Annotated in this window: 19 protein-coding genes; 11 read left to right on the top strand and 8 right to left on the bottom strand. The window is 72.5% G+C overall.

The features are described 5' to 3' along the window. The first annotated feature begins 26 nt into the window (after positions 1–26). From ACZ2G1_RS09820 to ACZ2G1_RS09810, 3 genes are all read left to right on the top strand, one after another. Positions 27–1,508 (top strand): DUF1538 domain-containing protein, encoded by a 1,482-nt coding sequence (locus ACZ2G1_RS09820; protein WP_323632661.1) that lies wholly within the window; start codon positions 27–29, stop codon positions 1,506–1,508. Next, positions 1,505–1,858 carry a P-II family nitrogen regulator gene (locus tag ACZ2G1_RS09815; RefSeq protein WP_035925343.1) on the top strand — a complete coding sequence of 118 codons (354 nt, stop codon included), beginning with the start codon at positions 1,505–1,507 and terminating at the stop codon, positions 1,856–1,858. The genes ACZ2G1_RS09820 and ACZ2G1_RS09815 overlap by 4 nt, the downstream gene beginning before the upstream one ends. 73 nt (positions 1,859–1,931) lie before the next feature. After that, positions 1,932–2,321, top strand: a complete 390-nt coding sequence (locus ACZ2G1_RS09810; RefSeq protein ID WP_144836389.1) for a CBS domain-containing protein — start codon at positions 1,932–1,934, stop codon at positions 2,319–2,321. A 28-nt stretch (positions 2,322–2,349) separates the two neighbouring features. Here the strand turns inward: ACZ2G1_RS09810 and ACZ2G1_RS09805 are convergent, their stop codons facing one another. From ACZ2G1_RS09805 to ACZ2G1_RS09780, 6 genes are all read right to left on the bottom strand, one after another. Continuing rightward, complete coding sequence (locus tag ACZ2G1_RS09805; RefSeq protein WP_470376638.1) at positions 2,350–4,017, bottom strand: NERD domain-containing protein; 1,668 nt, start codon at positions 4,015–4,017, stop codon at positions 2,350–2,352. A 264-nt stretch (positions 4,018–4,281) separates the two neighbouring features. After that, positions 4,282–4,470, bottom strand: a complete 189-nt coding sequence (locus ACZ2G1_RS09800) for a CsbD family protein (RefSeq protein ID WP_017834007.1) — start codon at positions 4,468–4,470, stop codon at positions 4,282–4,284. A 115-nt stretch (positions 4,471–4,585) separates the two neighbouring features. Beyond that, positions 4,586–5,089, bottom strand: coding sequence for a hypothetical protein (locus ACZ2G1_RS09795; RefSeq protein ID WP_336649521.1), 504 nt, complete (start codon positions 5,087–5,089; stop codon positions 4,586–4,588). 32 nt (positions 5,090–5,121) lie between these two features. After that, positions 5,122–6,174 carry a zinc-dependent alcohol dehydrogenase family protein gene (locus tag ACZ2G1_RS09790; protein ID WP_095649908.1) on the bottom strand — a complete coding sequence of 351 codons (1,053 nt, stop codon included), beginning with the start codon at positions 6,172–6,174 and terminating at the stop codon, positions 5,122–5,124. Between the two features lie 83 nt (positions 6,175–6,257). Then, positions 6,258–7,217, bottom strand: coding sequence for a hypothetical protein (locus ACZ2G1_RS09785; protein ID WP_470376637.1), 960 nt, complete (start codon positions 7,215–7,217; stop codon positions 6,258–6,260). A gap of 177 nt (positions 7,218–7,394) precedes the next feature. Next, entirely contained in the window at positions 7,395–8,009 is a 615-nt protein-coding gene (locus tag ACZ2G1_RS09780; RefSeq protein WP_017834003.1) for a PadR family transcriptional regulator, read from the bottom strand. 174 nt (positions 8,010–8,183) lie between these two features. On the opposite strand from ACZ2G1_RS09780, the gene ACZ2G1_RS09775 reads away from it, so the two are divergent. From ACZ2G1_RS09775 to ACZ2G1_RS09765, 3 genes are read left to right on the top strand one after another with little or no spacing between them, the layout of a single operon-like run. Further along, entirely contained in the window at positions 8,184–9,299 is a 1,116-nt protein-coding gene (locus tag ACZ2G1_RS09775) for an aromatic ring-hydroxylating dioxygenase subunit alpha (protein WP_017834002.1), read from the top strand. Between the two features lie 9 nt (positions 9,300–9,308). Then, positions 9,309–10,313 (top strand): PDR/VanB family oxidoreductase, encoded by a 1,005-nt coding sequence (locus ACZ2G1_RS09770; protein ID WP_109244268.1) that lies wholly within the window; start codon positions 9,309–9,311, stop codon positions 10,311–10,313. 43 nt (positions 10,314–10,356) lie between these two features. Further along, complete coding sequence (locus ACZ2G1_RS09765) at positions 10,357–11,754, top strand: MFS transporter (RefSeq protein WP_052132831.1); 1,398 nt, start codon at positions 10,357–10,359, stop codon at positions 11,752–11,754. Here ACZ2G1_RS09765 and ACZ2G1_RS09760 read toward each other — a convergent pair. After that, positions 11,723–12,220, bottom strand: coding sequence for a DUF427 domain-containing protein (locus ACZ2G1_RS09760; RefSeq protein ID WP_035925365.1), 498 nt, complete (start codon positions 12,218–12,220; stop codon positions 11,723–11,725). The genes ACZ2G1_RS09765 and ACZ2G1_RS09760 overlap by 32 nt on opposite strands. 141 nt (positions 12,221–12,361) lie before the next feature. On the opposite strand from ACZ2G1_RS09760, the gene ACZ2G1_RS09755 reads away from it, so the two are divergent. From ACZ2G1_RS09755 to ACZ2G1_RS09745, 3 genes are all read left to right on the top strand, one after another. Continuing rightward, on the top strand, positions 12,362–13,417 hold the full coding sequence (locus tag ACZ2G1_RS09755; protein WP_115163133.1) for a YeeE/YedE family protein: 1,056 nt from the start codon (positions 12,362–12,364) through the stop codon (positions 13,415–13,417). Between the two features lie 33 nt (positions 13,418–13,450). Continuing rightward, entirely contained in the window at positions 13,451–13,678 is a 228-nt protein-coding gene (locus ACZ2G1_RS09750) for a sulfurtransferase TusA family protein (RefSeq protein WP_017833997.1), read from the top strand. 162 nt (positions 13,679–13,840) lie between these two features. Continuing rightward, positions 13,841–15,274: an aminobutyraldehyde dehydrogenase gene (locus ACZ2G1_RS09745; protein WP_470376636.1), complete on the top strand. Its 1,434-nt coding sequence runs from the start codon at positions 13,841–13,843 to the stop codon at positions 15,272–15,274. A gap of 17 nt (positions 15,275–15,291) precedes the next feature. On the opposite strand, the gene ACZ2G1_RS09740 is transcribed toward ACZ2G1_RS09745, so the two are convergent. After that, the gene (locus ACZ2G1_RS09740; RefSeq protein ID WP_336649529.1) at positions 15,292–16,020 is read right to left on the bottom strand and encodes a TetR/AcrR family transcriptional regulator; all 729 of its coding nucleotides are present in this window, start codon (positions 16,018–16,020) and stop codon (positions 15,292–15,294) included. A gap of 110 nt (positions 16,021–16,130) precedes the next feature. Here ACZ2G1_RS09740 and ACZ2G1_RS09735 point away from each other — a divergent pair, with 110 nt between their 5' ends. Both ACZ2G1_RS09735 and ACZ2G1_RS09730 read left to right on the top strand, forming a co-directional pair. Next, positions 16,131–17,567, top strand: a complete 1,437-nt coding sequence (locus ACZ2G1_RS09735) for a flavin monoamine oxidase family protein (protein ID WP_181821125.1) — start codon at positions 16,131–16,133, stop codon at positions 17,565–17,567. Further along, positions 17,564–18,433, top strand: a complete 870-nt coding sequence (locus ACZ2G1_RS09730) for a universal stress protein (protein ID WP_109244272.1) — start codon at positions 17,564–17,566, stop codon at positions 18,431–18,433. Before ACZ2G1_RS09735 ends, ACZ2G1_RS09730 begins: the two co-directional genes overlap by 4 nt. Position 18,434 lies beyond the last annotated feature (1 nt).

Below are 18,434 nucleotides of genomic sequence, written 5' to 3'. Positions count from 1 at the left end.
CCCCCGGAGGAGGTCCGGCAGCGCCCATGGAGCACCTCACGCACTTCTCCCGGGAGTTCCTGAAGGCCCTGCGGAGTCTGCTGCCCATCGTGGTGGTGGTCGTGGTGTTCCAGCTGGCCGTGTTCCGGGAGGTCCCGGAGCAGCCCCTGCGGCTCGTCGCCGGGCTGCTGGTCGTGGGCGTCGGCATCGCCCTGTTCCTGCAGGGCCTCGACCTCAGCGTGTTCCCGGTCGGCAAGAACCTGGCCAACCAGTTCGCCCGCCGCGGCGCCCTGGGGCTGCTGCTCCCGTTCGGCTTCGCCATCGGCTTCGCCGCCGTGGTCGCCGAGCCCGCGCTGATCGCCGTGGCCGAGCAGGCCGAGCTCGTCAGCGAGGGACGGATCAGCGCCCTCGTGCTGCGCCTCGTCATCGCCGTGTCCGTGGGCGCGGTGCTCGTCCTCGGCATCCTGCGCATCCTGCGGGGCTGGGCGGTGCAGAGGCTGCTGCTGCCCGGCTACGTGCTCGTCCTGGTCGCCACGTACGTCGCCCCGCCGGAGATCGTGGGCCTCGCCTACGACTCCGGCGGCGTCACCACGAACATCGTCACCGTGCCGCTGATCGCCGCCATCGGGATCGGTCTCGCCAACTCGATCCGGGGCCGCAGCGCGCTCTCGGACGGCTTCGGCCTCGTGGCCCTGTGCGTCATGGTGCCGATGATCGGCGTGCAGCTGTACGGGATCTGGGTCTACACGTTCGGCGACGCCGAGGCCGTCGGCGCCGCCGGGTCCGGGGGCGCCCCGGTGCACTGGGCCCTGGAGCACGTGCTGGGGCTCGCGGAGATGGTCCGGGACGTGCTGCCCATGGTGCTCGTGGTCCTGTTCTTCCAGTACGTGGTGCTGCGGCGCGGCGTGGCCCACCCGCTGCGGGTCGCCGTGGGCTTCGTGATGGTCCTCGTGGGGCTGTACGCGTTCGTCGTCGGCCTCAAGATGGGGCTCTTCCCCATCGGGACGATCATGGCGGAGCAGCTGATCGAGCGCGGGGCGCCCGCCCTCATCCTGCTCTTCGCCCTGCTCATCGGCTTCGCCACGACCATGGCCGAGCCGGCCCTGGTGGCCATCGGCCAGCAGGCCGAGGCGGCCTCGCCGGGCCGGATCAGCGGTTCCGCCATCCGGCTCGTCGTGGCCGTCGGCGTGGCGGTCGGCATCACCCTGGGCGTGTACCGCATCCTCGTGGGAGCACCGCTGCACTACGTGATCATGGCCGCCTACGCCGTGGTCATCGTCCTGGTCCTGCTGGCACCGAAGCACATCGTGGCCCTCGCCTTCGACCTCGGCGGCGTCACCACCTCGGAGGTCACCGTGCCCCTCGTGACCGCCCTCGGCATCGGGCTCGCGGGCGCGATCGAGGGCCGGGACGTGCTGATCGACGGGTTCGGCCTGATCGCCTTCGCGTCCATCTTCCCGATCATCTCGGTGCTCGGGTACGCCATGATCCTGGAGAGGGTCCCCCGCCTGCAGAAGGAGCCGACATGAAGTTCACCGCCGTGGTGGTCATCGCCCCCGACGAGCTCGAGGACACCGTCATCGAGCAGGCCCAGCGCGCCGGGGCCACGGGGGTGACCATCCTCCCGGGCAAGGGCATCGGGGGTGAGACCAAGCGCACCTTCTTCGGCCTGACCTTCGAGGGCGCCCAGACCGTGCTCCTGATGGTCGTGGGCACGCACCTGGCCACGCCCATCCTCAAGGTGATGCACGACCTGCTCGTCGACGGCGGCGGCGGCTCCCGCGGCATCGCCTTCAGCATCCCCATCGACCACCTCACGGGCATCGACATGCAGCAGGTCGCCCGGTTCGAGGAGCACATGCGCCGCGAGGGCGCCTGACCCGACGCCCGTTCGAACCCCGATCGAGCTCCGTCCGAGATTCCCACCGTCCGAGATTCCCAGGAGGAACCCCGTGCTGACCGTCAAGGACGTCATGGTGCGCGACGTCATCACCATCTCCCCCTACAGCACCCTGCGGGAGGCGCTGTCGACCATGAGCACCCGCCAGGTCAAGAGCCTGGTGGTGGAGCCGCAGCACCCCCACGACGGCTACGGGCTGCTCAGCTACAGCGAGCTGCTGCAGGCCATCGTGGCGGAGGAGGGGGACGTGGACCTCCTCAACGTCTACGACGCCGCGGTCAAGCCGGTGGTCACGGTCGGCGAGGACCTGTCCGTGAACCAGGCCGCGGCGCTGATGACCCGCTTCCGGCTCAACCGCCTGGTGGTGGTCCAGGGCAACGAGCTCATCGGGCTGCTGGCGATGAACGACATCCTGGCGCGGCTGATCAGCGAGCTCACCTGACTGGCCCGCCGGCAGGGGCGGCTGCGGGTCAGCCCGCGGGCGGGCGCCATGCCTCACCCGCGTCGAGCGCGGCCATCAGGCGCGGGCCGGCGGCCTCCCCCACGACCTCGCGGGGGCCGACGACGACGAGCAGCGACCTCGCGCGGGACATGCCCACGTAGACCATGTGCTGGGCCCGGGCCATGTCCTGGAAGCCGTTGACCGCCAGGACCACGGCCGAGCGTTCGAGGCCCTTGAAGCCCAGGACGTGCCCGTAGAAGACGTCCTCCTCCGCGAAGTGCCCGTCCCAGTAGGCTCCGAAGCCCTCCGTGTCCACGATCTCCCGCTGCACCGGGTGGCGCCTGCCGGTGGTCAGCAGCGCGATGCGGCCCGGGTCCCACCCCTCGTCCTGGAGGGCGACCACGGCGTCGTCGGCAAGCTCCAGGACCGCCCCCGGCTCGACGTCGACGAACCGCACCGCCGGGCCCTCCCCGTTCCGGCACCGCTGCGGCTCCCGGGCCAGCGGGGCGAAGGCCCGGGCGATGGTGGCGGTGTTGCGCAGGTTGTCGTCCAGCGGGAACGGGTTGAGGTCGATGGGGGCGTGCCCGTCCCGGTCGAAGATGCGCTGGTGCTCGTCGGTGAACACGAACAGCACGCCCCGGTCCGGGTCCTCGAGGCACTGGACCAGCGCCTCCCACCACAGCTCCCCGAAGTCCTGTCCCTCGTCCACGACGATCGCGTCGAACCGGTCCCCGTCCGGACGGGCGGCGGCCAGCTCCCGCAGCCGCTGGGGGAGCCGGTGCTCCCAGTAGTCGGGGTCGTCGTCCTCGCCGGGCTCCGCACCCCATTCGACGGGCAGCCGGTGGAACAGGCCGATGTACGCCGGGCGCTCCTCCTCCGGCCACGCCCGGGACATCAGCTCGAAGTACCGTGCGAGTCCCCGGGAGTAGCACACGAGCGCCGTGCGGTGCCCGTCGCGGGTCAGCCGGCGGGCCTTGAGCATGGCCAGGTGGGTCTTGCCGGAACCGGCGCCTCCGGTGATCTGCGCGCGGTGCTGCCACCGCAGCAGGGACAGGGTGCGCTCCTGCTCCCGGGTGAGCTGGTTGCCGGAGTCCTCGAGCTCCCGGGCGAGGTCCTGCACGTTGCACAGGGACAGGTGGGTGCGGCGCAGGTTCTTGACGATCAGCTCCACGGTGATCGCATCCGGTGGGCGGTAGGCCTGCGTGCTGCGGCGCAGCACCTGGTTCAGCCGTCCGGCGATGCCGTCCAGGTCGGTGCGGTCGAACAGCCGGTCCCGCGGGGCGTCGGGGACGTCCCAGTCCCCGGGCAGGCGCGTGTAGGGCAGGGCGGCGAAGAACGTGGTCCGCCCGCCCCCACGGGACAGCCGCGGCGCCAGGTAGTCCAGGAGGGCGTGCATCCCGGACCGGGCCTGCTCCAGCGGCGACCGCTTCAGCCGGTGCGCCCCACCCCGTCCTGACTGGTGCCACTGTCCGTTCCGGACCGAGACCTCCCCGCCCTTCACCTCGATCACCGCGTTGCCCACACCCGGCCACAGCACGAGAAGGTCCAGCTCCGCCTCGACCTCGTCCCCGGTGATGCGCTGCCCCGAGATCAGCACCGCGTCCTCGGGGAGCTGCGCCCGCAGCGCCTCCCAGACGCACTGCTCCGCCTCGAAGCCGGGCGGGAACTCCGGGGACTCCGGGAAGGTCTGCGGCATGGCCCCAGGCTACCCAGGATGTGCCATCGCAACCGGGAGGCGGTGCGCCGTCGCGTGACGAGGCGCGATCCGCGACCCCCTCGTGCCGGCGGGTCGGCATCTGCCGGTACGAGCGGCGCATCCCGACAGGACGCGACCCCTCGCGGTGGGAGGAGGCGGAACGCGACCCCTCGCGGCGGCGGGGGAGGCGGAGCACGGCGAAGGGCCCCGGTGTCGACTGCGACACCGGGGCCCTCCGGGTGGTTCGACGGCTGAACCGTGCTGCTACATTCCGTCCTTGAAGTTCTTGCCCGCGTCCTTGACGTTCTCGCCGGCCTGCTTGGCGCTGCCGGACAGCTTGTCCGCCTGGCCCTCGGCCTGGAGGTCGCGGTTGTCGGTGGCGTCGCCGACCTTTTCCTTAGCGGTGCCGCCCGCCTTCTCCGCGGCGTTGCTGATTTTGTCTCCGAGTCCCATGGGCTCTCCCTCCGGTCGGTGAACAGGTGCTACCAGCGTAGACCCCTCAGCATGCTGAGGGAACAGGCGGGGCGCCCCGGAAGGGGTCATTCCCCCCAGGGCGAACAGCGGCCGCTCAGCGCTCCGGGACGTCGAGGCCGGCCGCGGTCAGGCGCTGGCGCAGCCAGGCCGGGATCCTGCGGTCCATCCTCCGGTAGCGCCCGAGGTGCCGGCGCCAGTCCTCCGCGGCGACCGGGTGCGGGGCGTGCGCCGGGAGGGCGGGGTCGTCGTCGTAGTTGAGCACGAGCTCCACGCCGGGGCGCTGCCAGCGCCGCCCGGCCACGGTGACGATCAGGGTGGCGGACAGCCACGACCCGTCCACGAGGTCGGCGTAGTCCTCCTGGAGGGTCCGGGCCAGCCGGCGCGGGGTGCTGCGCAGGCCCTCGGCGTCCACGGGCCGGCGGGTCGTGCGGTCGCCACGGACCTCCCGCACCTGCAGGCGCAGGTCCCGGCCCACGCTCAGGACGTCCAGCACGAGCGCGTCCCATCCCGGCTCGGTGCCGTGGGCGCGAACGAGCCACCGGGCCAGCCGGTCGATGGTCTTCCGCTGCCGGGGGCTCTGGAGTCTGTCGGTCCGCACGGGCACACGCTAGCAAGCGCCGGGCCGGCGGCTCAGTCCGCCGTGATGACCACCTTCACCGCGCGGTGCTGCGCGGCGTTGCCGAACAGCTCGTAGGCCTCCTCCATCTGGGACATGGTGAAGCGGTGGGTGGCCATCGCCTTCGCGTCCAGCCGGCCGGACCGGACCATGTTGAGCAGGCTGCCCACGGTGCGGCAGTCCACGAGCCCCATGTTGATGCGGACGTTGGAGATCCACATCCGGTCCAGGGGCAGCTCCACCGGCTTGCCGTGCACGCCGGCGTTGGCCACCGTGCCGTAGGGCCGGACCACGTCCAGGCAGGTCCGGAAGGTCTGGGGCACGCCCACGGCCTCGATGGCCACGTCCACGCCGAGGCCGTCCGGGGACAGCGCCCTGATCCGCTCGACGGCGTCCGGGTCCCCGGCGTTGACCTTGTCCGTGGCCCCGAGCTCGAGGGCCTTGTCCATCCGGTTCTCGTCGAGGTCCACGGTGATGACGCGCCCGGCGCCGCAGAGGTTCGCCGTCATGACCGCGCCCAGGCCCACCGGCCCCGCGCCCACGATCGCGACCGTGTCGCCGGGCTTCGTGTTGCCGTTGAGGATGCCGATCTCGAAGCCCGTGGGCAGGGCGTCGGTCAGGAACAGGACGTCCTCGTCGTCGAGACCCTCCGGGACCTTGTGCACGGAGGTCTCCGCGAACGGCACGCGCACGTACTCGGCCTGCGTGCCGTCGATGAGGTGCCCGAACACCCATCCCACGCCGCCCAGGGTCTGGCAGTGGGAGGGCTGGTTGTTCCTGCAGTAGGAGCACTTCCCGCAGTTGGTGACCGCGGGGATGATGATCCGGTCGCCGGGCTCCAGCCCGGTCACGGCGTCCCCGACCTCGGTGATCGTGCCGACCGCCTCGTGGCCGAGGACCCGGCCGTCGACGACGGCGGGGACGTCGCCCTTGAGGATGTGCAGGTCGGTGCCGCAGATGGTGGTCGTGTCGACCTTCGCGATGACGTCGGTGGGGTCCTGGAGGGTCGGGTCCGGGACCTCCTCCCAGGCCTTGCGGCCCGGTCCGTGGTAGACGAGTGCCTTCATGGGGTCCTCCTCGGTCGCCGGTCCGGCGGGCTGCCGGGCCGCCCGTCCTCATCGTAGGCGCGAGGATCCCGGGCCGGCAGGGCTCACTGGTAGGAGACGAACCATGGCTGCGGCTCGATCGCGGACGTCTCCTCCGGCGTGAAGGTGGGCGTGTCCTCGTCGTAGAAGTTCTTCCACGCCATCCGGATCCCCTCCGGCAGGCCCTGCTGCAGCCGCTCCCACGTGCCCGTCTTCAGCTCCGGGGTGCCGTGGCCGTCGGCGTGCAGGACCAGCGCGAGCTCCGGGCGGGAGGCGTCCACGAGGTGGCGGTTCGTGATCATCGACTCCGCGAACTGGTGCAGGACCACCACCTTCTGCGGCAGGTCGTGGTCCCGGGTCAGGCCGGCGAGCCACGCCGTGGTCGCGTTGATCTCCGCGGCGTCCACCGAGCCGATCTGCACCATGTGCACCTGGTCCGGCCCCAGCCGCCACTCCGGGTCCAGGGCCAGGCCCACGTTGGGGAGCTCGAGCAGCTCCTGGTACTGCTGCGCCTGGCTCAGGAAGTCCTGCCGGCCGGGCTGGAGGTCCAGCACCACGTAGACGTCGTGCTCCGCCGCGGCCTCCACGTACGGGCGCAGCTCCTCGACCGGGAGCTCCTCGGAGTAGTCCCCGTCCTCGCCGGGGCCCGCGGAGGCCGTGGTCGCGATGATCTCGAACGCGGGGACCACCGGCACGTCGCTGAAGGGCTCGTACTGGGCGGCGAGCTCCTTCGCCCGGACGGCCGACTCCTCGGGGCCCTGCTCCCCGAGCACGCCCAGCGCCGGCGTCCCGGGGCGGCCGTAGAGGGCGACCATCCGCCGGTCGGGGAACACCTCGGTGCCCCCGCCGATCAGCTCCGCGGGCTCCGTGGGCACGGGGGTCGGGGAGGGGGCGGCCGACGACGGCGACGCGTCCGCCGCCGGTGTCGCCGCCGAGCCGCTGCCGGCGCCCTGGGCGCAGCCGGTCAGGAGGAGCGCGGCGCACAGGGCCAGGGCGAGGGGGCGGGGCAGCGGCGAGCGGGTCATGGTCTGTCCTGGGGCCGAGGGGCAGGGGGGTCCGTCCAGCCTACGCACCGGCCGGTGCGCCGGGCGGGAACAGGACCCGGAACGGTGCCGGCCGCGGCGCGGGTGCGTCACGCGGCGACCCGGGCGGTCCGGGACCCCGCGACCGGGGCGGCCCGGGACCCGGCGGCCCGCCGGACCTCAGGCGGTGCCGGGCTCCCCGGACCCGCCCAGCTCGCCCAGCTCCTCGAGCAGCCGCAGGCCGCGCTCGGCCCAGGCGATCTCCTGGTCGGCGCGGGCCACCTGCCCCTCGTAGGCGAAGACCTTGAACCGGGTGATCCGCTCCCACTGCTCCTCGGGGTTGGCCGCCAGCCGGCGCGCCAGCGTGGGGCTCGTGCGGTCCTGGAGCGCCCTGATCTGCTGGAGGGCCTGCGCGCGCTGGTCCCGGTAGTGCTCGATGTGGGCGTGCAGCTGCGCGGCCGCGGCGCCGGGGGAGGCCCACTCGAAGTAGGCGGCCCGCAGGTGGGCGGGGTCCCGCTCCCGGACGTAGCCGAGCGGCTGGTCCTGCCACTGCCGCAGGGCGCGCTCGCCCTCGGGCGTGATCGAGTACTCCGTCTTGGTGGCCCCGCGCGATCCCCAGGGGACGGGCCGGCTCGTGAGCAGCCCCTCCGCGTGCATCTTGCGCAGCTCCGGGTAGATCTGCGAGTCGGGGGCGTGCCACACGTGGCCCACGGAGGAGCTGAACTGCTTGACCACGTCGTAGCCGGTCAGCGGCCCCGAGGAGAGCAGTGCCAGCAGGGCCGAGCGGAGGCTCACGGGCGGTTCCTTCCGTCGCAGCAGGGGTCGTCCTGCTGAGCCTAGCCGGGAGCCGGCCCCGTGACCCTTGTCACTCACTATGGACATAGATATTGTGTGTCCTGCGCCACGACTATCTATCGAGATAGTGAGTGGATCGTGCTCGCCCCGGACCGCCCAGCAGAGGACCGCACCATGACCGTCGCCGCCACGAGGACCACCTCCACCGCCAAGCTCCTGTCCCACCCGCTCGACGCCTGGTACGTGGCCGGGTGGGACCACGAGATCACCGCCAAGGGCATCCTCTCCCGCACCGTGGCGGGACGCCCGCTGGCCCTGTACCGCACCGAGGACGGCCGTCCCGTGGCCCTGGCGGACGCCTGCTGGCACCGGCTCGCCCCGCTCTCCCAGGGCCGGCTCGTGGGCCGCGACGAGATCCAGTGCCCGTACCACGGGCTGCGCTACAACGCCGCGGGGCGGTGCACCTCGATGCCCGCCCAGGAGACGCTGAACCCCTCCGCCACCGTGCCGTCCTACCCGGTGCTCGAGCGCCACCGCTACGTGTGGGTGTGGCTGGGCGACCCCACGCGGGCGGACCCCGCCCTGTTGCCCGACATGCACCAGATGGACAGCCCCGAGTGGGCCGGCGACGGCGAGACCATCCACGCCCCCTGCAACTACCAGCTGGTCCTCGACAACCTCATGGACCTCACGCACGAGGAGTTCGTGCACTCCTCCAGCATCGGCCAGGAGGAGCTCTCCGAGTCGGAGTTCGAGACCACCCACGACGAGCGCTCCGTGACCGTGACCCGCTGGATGCGCAACATCGACCCCCCGCCCTTCTGGCTCAAGAACATGCGGGACCGGTTCCCGGGCTTTGAGGGCAAGGTGGACCGCTGGCAGATCATCCATTACACCTTTCCCTCCACCATCTGCATCGACGTCGGCGTCGCCGAGGCCGGCACCGGGGCGCCCGAGGGGGACCGCTCCCGCGGGGTCAACGGCTACGTGATGAACACGATCACCCCGGAGACGGACCGCTCCTGCCACTACTTCTGGGCCTTCATGCGCAACTACCGCCTGGAGAGCCAGCTCATCACCACCCAGCTGCGCAACGGCGTGCACGGGGTGTTCGGGGAGGACGAGGCCATGCTGCAGGCCCAGCAGGCGGCCATCGACGCCAACCCCGAGCACGAGTTCTACAACCTCAACATCGACATGGGCGGGATGTGGGTGCGCCGGCTCCTCGAGCGCGCGCTCGAGGCCGAGGGCCGCCCCGCCGCCGCCCCGGCCGCTCCCGCCGGGGCCTGAGGAGGGGTCGTGGCCGATTCCCAGCACGAGGTCTGGCAGCGCGCCGCCGTCGTCGCCGTCGAGGACGTCGCCGCCGGCATCCGGCGCGTCGTCCTGCGTCCCGACCGGCCCTGCCCGGTGCGGCCGGGCGAGCACGTGGACGTCCGCGTCCTCGTCCACGGCGAGCAGCAGGTGCGCTCCTACTCCGTGGTCGACGCCGACGCTGACGGCGCGCAGCTCGCCGTCAGCGTCTTCCGCACCCCCACCTCCCGCGGCGGCTCGATCTTCATGCACGGTCTCGAGCCCGGGCAGGTCCTCGAGATCACCCAGCCGCTGCAGAACTTCCCGCTGCGCGTGGGGGCCCCGTCCTACGTCCTGCTGGCCGGCGGCATCGGCATCACCGCGATCGCCGGGATGGCGGCGCTGCTGCGCCGGCTCGGCGCGGACTACCGCCTCGTCTACGTTGCCCGCTCCCGGCCCGCCATGGCCTACCTCGACGACCTGGCCGCCCTGCACGGGGACCGGCTCGAGGCGCACATCGACGACGAGGGCGGCTCGCTCGACGTCCCGGCCCTCGTGGCCGGCGTGCCTGCGGGCGCCGAGCTCTACATGTGCGGCCCCATCCGGCTCATGGACGCGGTGCGCCGCGCCTGGGCCGAGCGCGGGCTGGACCCGACCGGCCTGCGCTACGAGACCTTCGGCAACAGCGGCTGGTTCGAGGCCGAGCCGTTCGTGGTCCGCGTCCCCCGGCTGGGCGCCGAGACCGTCGTCGGCCCCGACGAGTCCCTGCTCGAGGCCCTCGAGCGGGAGGGACTCGACATGATGTCCGACTGCCGCAAGGGCGAGTGCGGGCTCTGCCAGGTCAAGGTCCTCGGCCTGGCCGGGCGGATCGACCACCGCGACGTGTTCTACTCGGACCGGCAGAAGCAGACCGGCACGTCCATGTGCTGCTGCGTCTCGCGGGTGGTCTCCGCCGCACCGGCGGCCGATCCCGGCGAGCGCCCGGCCGCCGTCCTCACCATCGACGTCCCCTGAGAGGCTCCCCATGGACATCCGACACCAGATCGACGCATCCAGGATGTCGTCGTACCAGTGGCTCATCATCGCGGTGACCACGTTCCTCAACGCCCTTGACGGCTACGACGTGCTCGCCATGGCGTTCACGGCCACCTCCGTGACCGAGGAGTTCGGGCTCTCCGGCTCCCAGCTGGGCTGGCTGCTCAGCGCCGGGCTCATCGGCATGGCCGTGGGCTCCCTCGTCCTCGGGCCCTTCGCGGACCGGTACGGCCGGCGGAGGATCCTCGTGCTGGCGCTCGCCGTCAACGCCCTCGGCCTGTTCCTGTCCACCACGGCCGGGTCCGTGCTCGAGCTCGGGCTGTGGCGCGTCGTCACCGGCCTGGGCGTGGGCGGCATCCTCGCCTCCGCCACGGTGATCACCAGTGAGTACGCCAGCGCCCGCCACCGCGGCATGGCCGTGAGCATCTTCACCGCGGGCTACGGCGTGGGCGCCACCCTCGGCGGCATGGGCGCGACCCAGCTGATCCCCGCCTTCGGCTGGCGCTCCGTGTTCCTCACCGGCGGCCTGCTCACCCTCGTGGCGATCGCGCTCGTGCTGGCAGTGCTGCCCGAGTCCGTGGACTACCTCCGCACCCGGCGGCCCGCGGGCGCCGTGCAGAAGCTCGACCGCATCGCCCGTCGCCTGCGCCTCGAGGGGGAGGTCGAGCTCGGCCCCGTCCCGGCGGGCGCCGGCGAGCGGCGGAGCAGCGTGGGCCTGCTGCTCAGCGGCCGCTACCGCACCGCGACCCTCCTGCTGTGGGCGGCCTTCTTCGTCATCATGTTCGGCTTCTACTTCGCCAACTCCTGGACGCCCCGGCTCCTCGTGGAGACCGGGATGACCGAGCAGCAGGGCATCGTCGGCGGGCTCATGCTCACGATGGGCGGCACTTTCGGGTCCCTGCTCTACGGCGCGCTGACCACCAGGTGGGACGAACGGCTGACCCTGATGGCCTTCACGGTGCTCTCCGCGGTGACCCTCGTGCTGTTCATCACCACCACGTCCGTGCCCCTGCTGGCGTTCTCCTCCGGCGTGGTGGTCGGCATGCTCATCAACGGCTGCATCGCCGGGCTCTACACCGTGGCGCCCATGACCTACGAGCCCGGCATCCGGACCACCGGCGTGGGCTGGGGCATCGGGGTCGGCCGGGCCGGGGCGATCCTCGCCCCCATCGCGGTCGGCGCGCTGCTGGACACCGGCTGGACCCCCACGCAGCTCTACGTCGGCGTGGCGGTCGTCGTCGCGCTCGCGGCCCTGGCCCTCGTCCGGCTGCGCCCCTACGAGGAGACCGCTGAGGAGACCGCTGAGGAGACCGCTGAGGAGACCGCCGAGGAGTCCGCCGCCGCGTCCGCCGCGGGCGCGGCCGGACCGGCCGGTGAGCGGCCGGGGCTCACCAGCCCCGGGTCCCCGGAGCGCCCTTGAACGGACCGACCACCCGCGAGGTGATCCAGCCCCCGTAGAAACCGCCCTCCTGCGGGAGCACCTGCTCCCCGGCGACGAGGCACCGGTCCATCATCCCGGGCATCAGCGCCACGTGCCCGCGCAGGGACTCGAAGCCCGGCGCGGGGGAGGGGTAGGTCCAGGCCGCCCGCGGCGCGGTGCGGGTCCCGCCCCGGACGTCGAAGTACGCCGCCGCGCCCTTCCACTCGCACCACGAGCCCCCCTCGCACGGGACCAGGGCGCCCTCGGCGAAGGCCTCGCGGGGCAGGTAGTAGGTGGGCGGGTGGCTGGTCTCGAGCACCCGCAGCGCGGCCGTGGTGGAGGCGATGCGCGCACCGCCCAGCCACACCTCCACGTGCTCCCGGGTGGGCTCGGTCCGGGGCGGTCTCGGGTAGTCCCACACGGACTCCTGGCCGGGGCCGGGGGTCTCGGGCCGGGGTCGTCTCATCTGCGCTCCGTCCGGACGCCCGCCCGTCCGCGCCGGCCGGCGCGGTCTTCGGGCGTCACACAGTGGTGAGTGCTGCATCACTATGCTACGGCGCATGACGACACCCTGGAGTGCTTGCCCCGGAAATCATAAGGTTCTGGGATGCTCATCTCAGGCCTTCTCATCGGCGCCGCCCTCGGGTTCGTCCTCCAGCGCGGCCGCTTCTGCGTCACCGGCGCGTTCCGCGACGTCTGGATCGCGAAGAACACGTGGTGGCTGTCCGCCTTCTTCGTGGCCATCGCCGTCCAGGCGGTCGGCATCTGGGTGCTGAACGCCCTCGGCGTCATCACCCTCGAGGCCTCGGCCTTCCCGTGGCTGGCCACGATCGTGGGCGGCTTCGTCTTCGGCTTCGGCATCGTCCTCGCCGGCGGCTGCGCCACCGGCACCTACTACCGCGCCTCCGAGGGTCTCGTCGGCTCCTGGTTCGCGCTCATCTTCTATGCGCTGTTCGCGACCATCTCCAAGTACGGCCCGCTGGCCGGGACCACCGAGGCCATGCGCGGCGTGACGGTCGGCACCCAGGGCTCGATCCACGAGACCCTCGGCGTCTCCCCGTGGGTGCTCGTGCTGGTCCTCGTCGCCGTCACCGGCCTGTGGGCCCGCCACCACCTCACCAAGCCGCGGATGAAGATGGCCACGCTCCCGCCGGAGCGGACCGGTCTGAACCACCTGCTGTTCGAGAAGGCCTGGAACCCGTTCGCCACCGCCGTGGTCATCGGCGTCATCGCGATCATCGCCTGGCCCGCCAGCTGGGCCACCGGCCGCGAGTCGGGTCTCGGCATCACCACCCCGTCCGCGAACATCGCGAGCTACCTGACCACGGGCGACGTCGAGCTCGTCGACTGGGGCGTGTTCCTGGTCCTGGGCATCCTGATCGGCTCGTTCATCGCGGCCAAGGGCTCGGGCGAGTTCAAGCTCCGCGTCCCCGACGCGCAGACCATCGTCCGCTCCATCGGCGGCGGCGCCCTCATGGGCGTCGGCGCGGCGTGGGCCGGGGGCTGCACCATCGGCAACGCCCTGGTCGCCACCGCCGCGTTCGAGTGGCAGGGCTGGGTCAGCTTCGCCGTCATGATCCTCGGCACCGGCGCGGCCGCCAAGCTCTTCATCGCCCCCCGCAAGACGTCCGCCGCCCCGGGCCGCGTCCCGGCCGGCGTCTGACCCACCGACCCCCAGTCCCAGGAGGCACCATCCATGGCACAGCACATCCTCGAGACCGACGGTCTCGTCTGCCCGTTCCCCGTGGTCGAGGCGAAGGCCGCGATGGCCGAGATGCCCGCCGGCGACGAGCTCGTCATCAACTTCGACTGCACCCAGGGCACCGAGGCCATCCCGCGCTGGGCGGCCGAGAACGGCTACCCCGTCACGCAGTTCAGCAAGCGCGGTGCGGCCGAGTGGTCGATCACCGTGCAGAAGGCCTGATCCCCGGGAGTTCCACGCAGCGGCGGACCCCCGCGACCGAGCATCCTCGGGCGCGGGGGTCCGTCGTCGTCGGTGGGCCCGGTCACACCGGACCCTACTAAAATGAACGCTGATCATTTAGAGTGGCAGGCACCGCGTTCTCGCCCGCAGAGAGGAACCACCATGAGCGACGTCCTGCAGAACTACGTCGACGGCGTCTTCGTCGACGCCCACGGCACCGGCCGGATCGACGTGGTCGACCCCACCACCGGCACCACGGTCGCCGTCTCCCCGGTCTCCGACGCCACGGACGTGGACCGGGCCTTCGCCGCCGCCCGCGCGGCGTTCCGGAGCTGGAAGCGCACCACGCCGAGCGAGCGGCAGCTCCTGCTGCTCCGGCTCGCGGACGCGCTCGAGGCGCACAGCGACGAGCTCGTCGAGGCCCAGCACCGCAACACCGGCCAGCCGCGGCAGATGATCGCCGACGAGGAGGTCGCCGCCGGCGCCGACAACCTGCGCTTCTTCGCCGGCGCCGCCCGGACCCTCGAGGGCAAGGCCGCGGCGGAGTACCTGGGCGGGCACACCTCCTACGTGCGGCGCGAGCCGGTCGGCGTCGTGGCGCAGGTGACGCCGTGGAACTACCCGCTGCTGATGGCGATCTGGAAGCTCGGCCCCGCGCTGGCCGCCGGCAACACGGTGGTCCTCAAGCCCTCCGACACCACCCCCGCGTCCACCCTCGTCCTGGCCCGGCTCATCGACGGGATCTTCCCGGCCGGCGTGGTCAACGTGCTGCTCGGGGACGGCTCCACGGGAGCGCTCATGACCGGGCACCGGACCCCGGCCATGGTCTCGATCACCGGCTCCGTCCGTGCCGGCCGCGCCGTGGCCCTCGCCGCAGCGCAGAACCTGACGCGCGGGCACCTGGAGCTCGGCGGCAAGGCGCCCGCGGTCGTCTTCGCGGACGCCGACCTGCCCGCCGCGGCCAAGGCGCTCGTGGAGTTCGGCACCTTCAACGCCGGCCAGGACTGCACCGCGGTGACGCGCGTCCTGGTCCAGGACAGCGCCCACGACGAGTTCGTGCGCCTGCTCGCCGCGGCCGCCCGGGACATCGTGACGGGCGACCCGGACGAGTCCAAGAACTTCTACGGCCCGCTCAACAACGCCCGCCACTTCGAGGACGTGTGCCGCAAGCTCGCCGAGCTGCCCGAGCACGCGAGCGTGGTCACCGGCGGGAAGCCGGTGGCGGGCTCCCCCGGCTACTTCTTCGAGCCCACCGTGGTGTCCGGGGTGCGCCAGGACGACGCCCTCGTCCAGGAGGAGACTTTCGGCCCGGTGCTCACCGTGCAGCCCTTCGCCACGGAGGAGGAGGCGCTCGAGCTGGCCAACGACGTCGACTACGCCCTCGCCTCGAGCGTGTGGACCACCGACCACGGCACGGCCATGCGGGTCTCCCGCGAGCTCGAGTTCGGGTGCGTCTGGGTCAACACCCACGTCATGCTGGTCTCCGAGATGCCGCACGGCGGGTTCAAGGACTCCGGCTACGGCAAGGACCTCTCGCTCTACTCGGTCGAGGAGTACACCCAGGTCAAGCACGTGATGCACGCCCTGGACGCCTGAGCCGGCGCGGCCGGGGCTCAGTCCTGACCGGCGGATCCGTCCTGCCGGCCGGCCCGGTCCCGGGCGGCCGCCAGGCGCAGCCGGAAGCCCTCCAGCATGGCGGTGAGGGCCGCGTCGAAGGCCGCGTCCGCCGCGGCGGTGGCGTCCGCCGGCCGTGCCTGCACGGCGGCGGCGAACACCGGGGCGAGGTCCGCGCGCTCCCCGGGGTCGAAGATGTCGGCGGGCGCCGTCGCGTCGTACGCGGCGCCGAAGACGAGCGACTCGATCGAGACGATCACGTCCACGATGCTGGCGCGCTCCCAGCCCGCGTCCGCGAGCCCGGAGGCCACGGTCTCGTACATCTGCAGGGTGTGCGGGGAGTCGGCGACAGGCTGGACGGCCATGATCGGGATCATGGCCGTGTGCTGGGCGTAGCAGTCCCGGTAGGACCGCGCCCAGCTCTCGAGGGCCCGGTCCCACGGGACGGTGCCGAAGGCGGAGCAGTCGATGCCCTGGTTGATCGCGTCCTGGACCCGGATCAGCACCTCGCGCTTCGACGGCGTGTGGTTGTACAGGGCCGAGGTGGAGACCTTCAGCTCCCGCGCGAGCTCGGTCATCGTCAGGTGCCGGTAGCCCCGGGTGGCCACGATCTTGATCGCGGCCTTCGTGATCCGCTCCTCGGAGAGCACCGGATGGCGCGGGCGACCGCGACGCCGAGGGGCGGGGCCGGCGGGAGCCATGAGCAGATCCTCCTGCGGTCGGGGCATGTGGCGCTTCCTCCTGAGTCTAGGTGCAACGAGTTGGTGACGGCTCTTGACGAGCACGGGCCGGAGCCCATTTAATGAACCTAATTCATTTTAGTGTGAAGGAGAGCACAGTGACCGATCAACGCACCCTGGGCAGCGAGACCGCGATCGAGCGCGACGTCGTCGTCGTGGGGGCCGGCCCCGCCGGGCTCATGGCCGCCCGCACGCTCGTGGCCGCCGGGCGGACCGTGGCGGTCCTCGAGGCCCGCGACCGCGTGGGCGGGCGGACCTGGTCGAAGACCGTGGACGGCGCGTTCCTGGAGATCGGCGGGCAGTGGATCTCCCCCGACCAGACCGAGCTGCTGGCGCTGGTCGACGAGCTCGGCCTGGAGACCTACCAGCGCTACCGCGAGGGCGAGTCCGTCTACCTGGCGCCGGACGGGACCCGCCACACCTACACCGGCTCGATGTTCCCGGCGGGGGAGTCCACGATCGCCGAGATGGAGAAGCTCGTCGCGCTCCTGGACGGGCTCGTGGCCGAGATCGGCGCCACCGAGCCGTGGGCGCACCCGGCGGCCCGGGAGCTGGACACCATCTCCTTCCACCACTGGCTGCGGCAGCACTCCGACGACGAGGCCGCCTGCAGCAACATCGGGATCTTCGTGGCCGGCGGGATGCTCACCAAGCCCGCGCACGCGTTCTCCGTGCTGCAGGCCGTGCTCATGGCCGCCTCCGCCGGGTCCTTCTCGAACCTCGTGGACGAGGACTTCATCCTCGACCGGCGCGTGGTCGGCGGCATGCAGTCCGTCTCGGAGACCATGGCGGCGGAGCTGGGCGAGGACGTCGTCTTCCTGGACACCCCGGTGCGCACGATCCGCTGGGCCGGCGCGGACGGGACCTACGCCGAGCACGTCCCGGGCACCCCGGTGACCGTGTGGTCCGACCGGCTCACGGTGCGGGCGAAGGACGTGGTCGTGGCCGTCCCGCCCAACCTCTACTCCCGGATCTCCTTCGAGCCGCCCCTGCCGCGGCTGCAGCACCAGATGCACCAGCACCAATCGCTGGGCCTCGTGATCAAGGTGCACGCCGTCTACGAGACGCCCTTCTGGCGGGACAAGGGCCTCTCCGGCACCGGCTTCGGCGCCCACGAGCTCTCCCAGGAGGTCTACGACAACACCAACCACGGGGACCCGCGCGGCACCCTGGTCGGCTTCGTCTCGGACGAGCGGGCCGACGAGCTCTTCGGCCTGCCCGCCGAGGAGCGCCGCCGGCTGATCCTCGAGTCCCTCTCCCACTACCTGGGGGAGGAGGCCCTGCACCCGGTGGTCTACTACGAGTCCGACTTCGGCTCCGAGGAGTGGACCCGCGGCGCCTACGCCGCCAGCTACGACCTCGGCGGCCTGCACCGCTACGGCGCCCACCAGCGCACCCCGGTGGGCCCGATCCGCTGGGCCTGCTCCGACCTCGCGGCCGAGGGCTACCAGCACGTCGACGGCGCCCTGCGGCAGGGCCGGCTCGCCGCGGCCGAGGTCCTCGGCGCCGGCTCGCTGACGGGCGCGGAGCGATGACCACCGCCGGGGTGCCGCGCTACGTGGTCGGCTACAGCGGCGACCGGCGCAGCCGGGACGCCGTGCGGCTGGGCGTCGCGCTCGCGCGCGACGTGGGCGCCGAGCTCGAGATCGTCCTCGTGCTGCGCGCGGACGACCCGTACCAGCAGGTCTACCCGCCGGTGGGGGACATCTCGCCCGTGCTCCGCCGGCAGGCCCACCAGTGGCTGCGCGAGGCCGCCGCCCTGGTGCCCGAGGGGATCACGGCCCGCACCCACGTGCGGGAGGCGCGGTCCGTGCCCACCGGCCTGGTCGAGGCCGCCACCGAGCTGGGGGCCGCGATGATCGTGGTCGGCGCCGGGACGGGCGGCGGCCGCTTCACCCTGGGTTCCGTGGTGAACGCGCTGCTGCACAGCTCGCCGGTCCCCGTGGCGCTCGCCCCGCGCCGGTATCCCGGGGACGAGCCACTGACCCGGGTCTACGCCGCCGTGGGCACCCGCCCCGGGGCGCACCAGGTCATCCGGGAGGCCGCCGAGGCGGTCGAGCGCTCCGGTCTGGAGCTGGAGCTCCTCTCGTTCCTCGAGGGCGAGGCCGCGGACCCGGGCGCCACCGAGCAGGCCCGCCGGCGCGTCGAGGAGCACCTGGAGGCCGCAGCGGCCGAGGCCCGCCGGACCGGGCCCGTGACCGTGCGGGTCGCCTCCGGGCGGACCCTCAAGAAGGCCGCGCAGGACGTCGACTGGGCTCCCGGCGGCCTCCTGCTCATCGGCTCGTCCCGCCTCGCCCAGGGGCGGCAGACCTTCCTGGGCACCACCGCAGCACGGCTGCTCAAGCACGTCCCGGTCCCGATGGTCGTGGTCCCACGACCGGCCCGCACGGAGGAGAACTGAT

Source organism: Kocuria sp. KKT182, from assembly GCF_055635395.1.
The sequence above is the reverse complement of the archived record's forward strand: the minus strand, read 5'-3'. Positions and strand labels throughout refer to the sequence as shown.

Bases quoted from the DNA above. Each gene is read 5' to 3' on its own strand.
- ACZ2G1_RS09820 (WP_323632661.1), top strand. From the start codon at position 27: ATGGAGCACCTCACGCACTTCTCCCGGGAGTTCCTGAAGGCCCTGCGG.
- ACZ2G1_RS09815 (WP_035925343.1), top strand. From the start codon at position 1,505: ATGAAGTTCACCGCCGTGGTGGTCATCGCCCCCGACGAGCTCGAGGAC.
- ACZ2G1_RS09805 (WP_470376638.1), bottom strand. From the start codon at position 4,017: ATGCCGCAGACCTTCCCGGAGTCCCCGGAGTTCCCGCCCGGCTTCGAG.
- ACZ2G1_RS09800 (WP_017834007.1), bottom strand. From the start codon at position 4,470: ATGGGACTCGGAGACAAAATCAGCAACGCCGCGGAGAAGGCGGGCGGC.
- ACZ2G1_RS09790 (WP_095649908.1), bottom strand. From the start codon at position 6,174: ATGAAGGCACTCGTCTACCACGGACCGGGCCGCAAGGCCTGGGAGGAG.
- ACZ2G1_RS09785 (WP_470376637.1), bottom strand. From the start codon at position 7,217: ATGACCCGCTCGCCGCTGCCCCGCCCCCTCGCCCTGGCCCTGTGCGCC.
- ACZ2G1_RS09775 (WP_017834002.1), top strand. From the start codon at position 8,184: ATGACCGTCGCCGCCACGAGGACCACCTCCACCGCCAAGCTCCTGTCC.
- ACZ2G1_RS09765 (WP_052132831.1), top strand. From the start codon at position 10,357: ATGTCGTCGTACCAGTGGCTCATCATCGCGGTGACCACGTTCCTCAAC.
- ACZ2G1_RS09760 (WP_035925365.1), bottom strand. From the start codon at position 12,220: ATGAGACGACCCCGGCCCGAGACCCCCGGCCCCGGCCAGGAGTCCGTG.
- ACZ2G1_RS09755 (WP_115163133.1), top strand. From the start codon at position 12,362: ATGCTCATCTCAGGCCTTCTCATCGGCGCCGCCCTCGGGTTCGTCCTC.
- ACZ2G1_RS09750 (WP_017833997.1), top strand. From the start codon at position 13,451: ATGGCACAGCACATCCTCGAGACCGACGGTCTCGTCTGCCCGTTCCCC.
- ACZ2G1_RS09745 (WP_470376636.1), top strand. From the start codon at position 13,841: ATGAGCGACGTCCTGCAGAACTACGTCGACGGCGTCTTCGTCGACGCC.
- ACZ2G1_RS09740 (WP_336649529.1), bottom strand. From the start codon at position 16,020: ATGCCCCGACCGCAGGAGGATCTGCTCATGGCTCCCGCCGGCCCCGCC.
- ACZ2G1_RS09730 (WP_109244272.1), top strand. From the start codon at position 17,564: ATGACCACCGCCGGGGTGCCGCGCTACGTGGTCGGCTACAGCGGCGAC.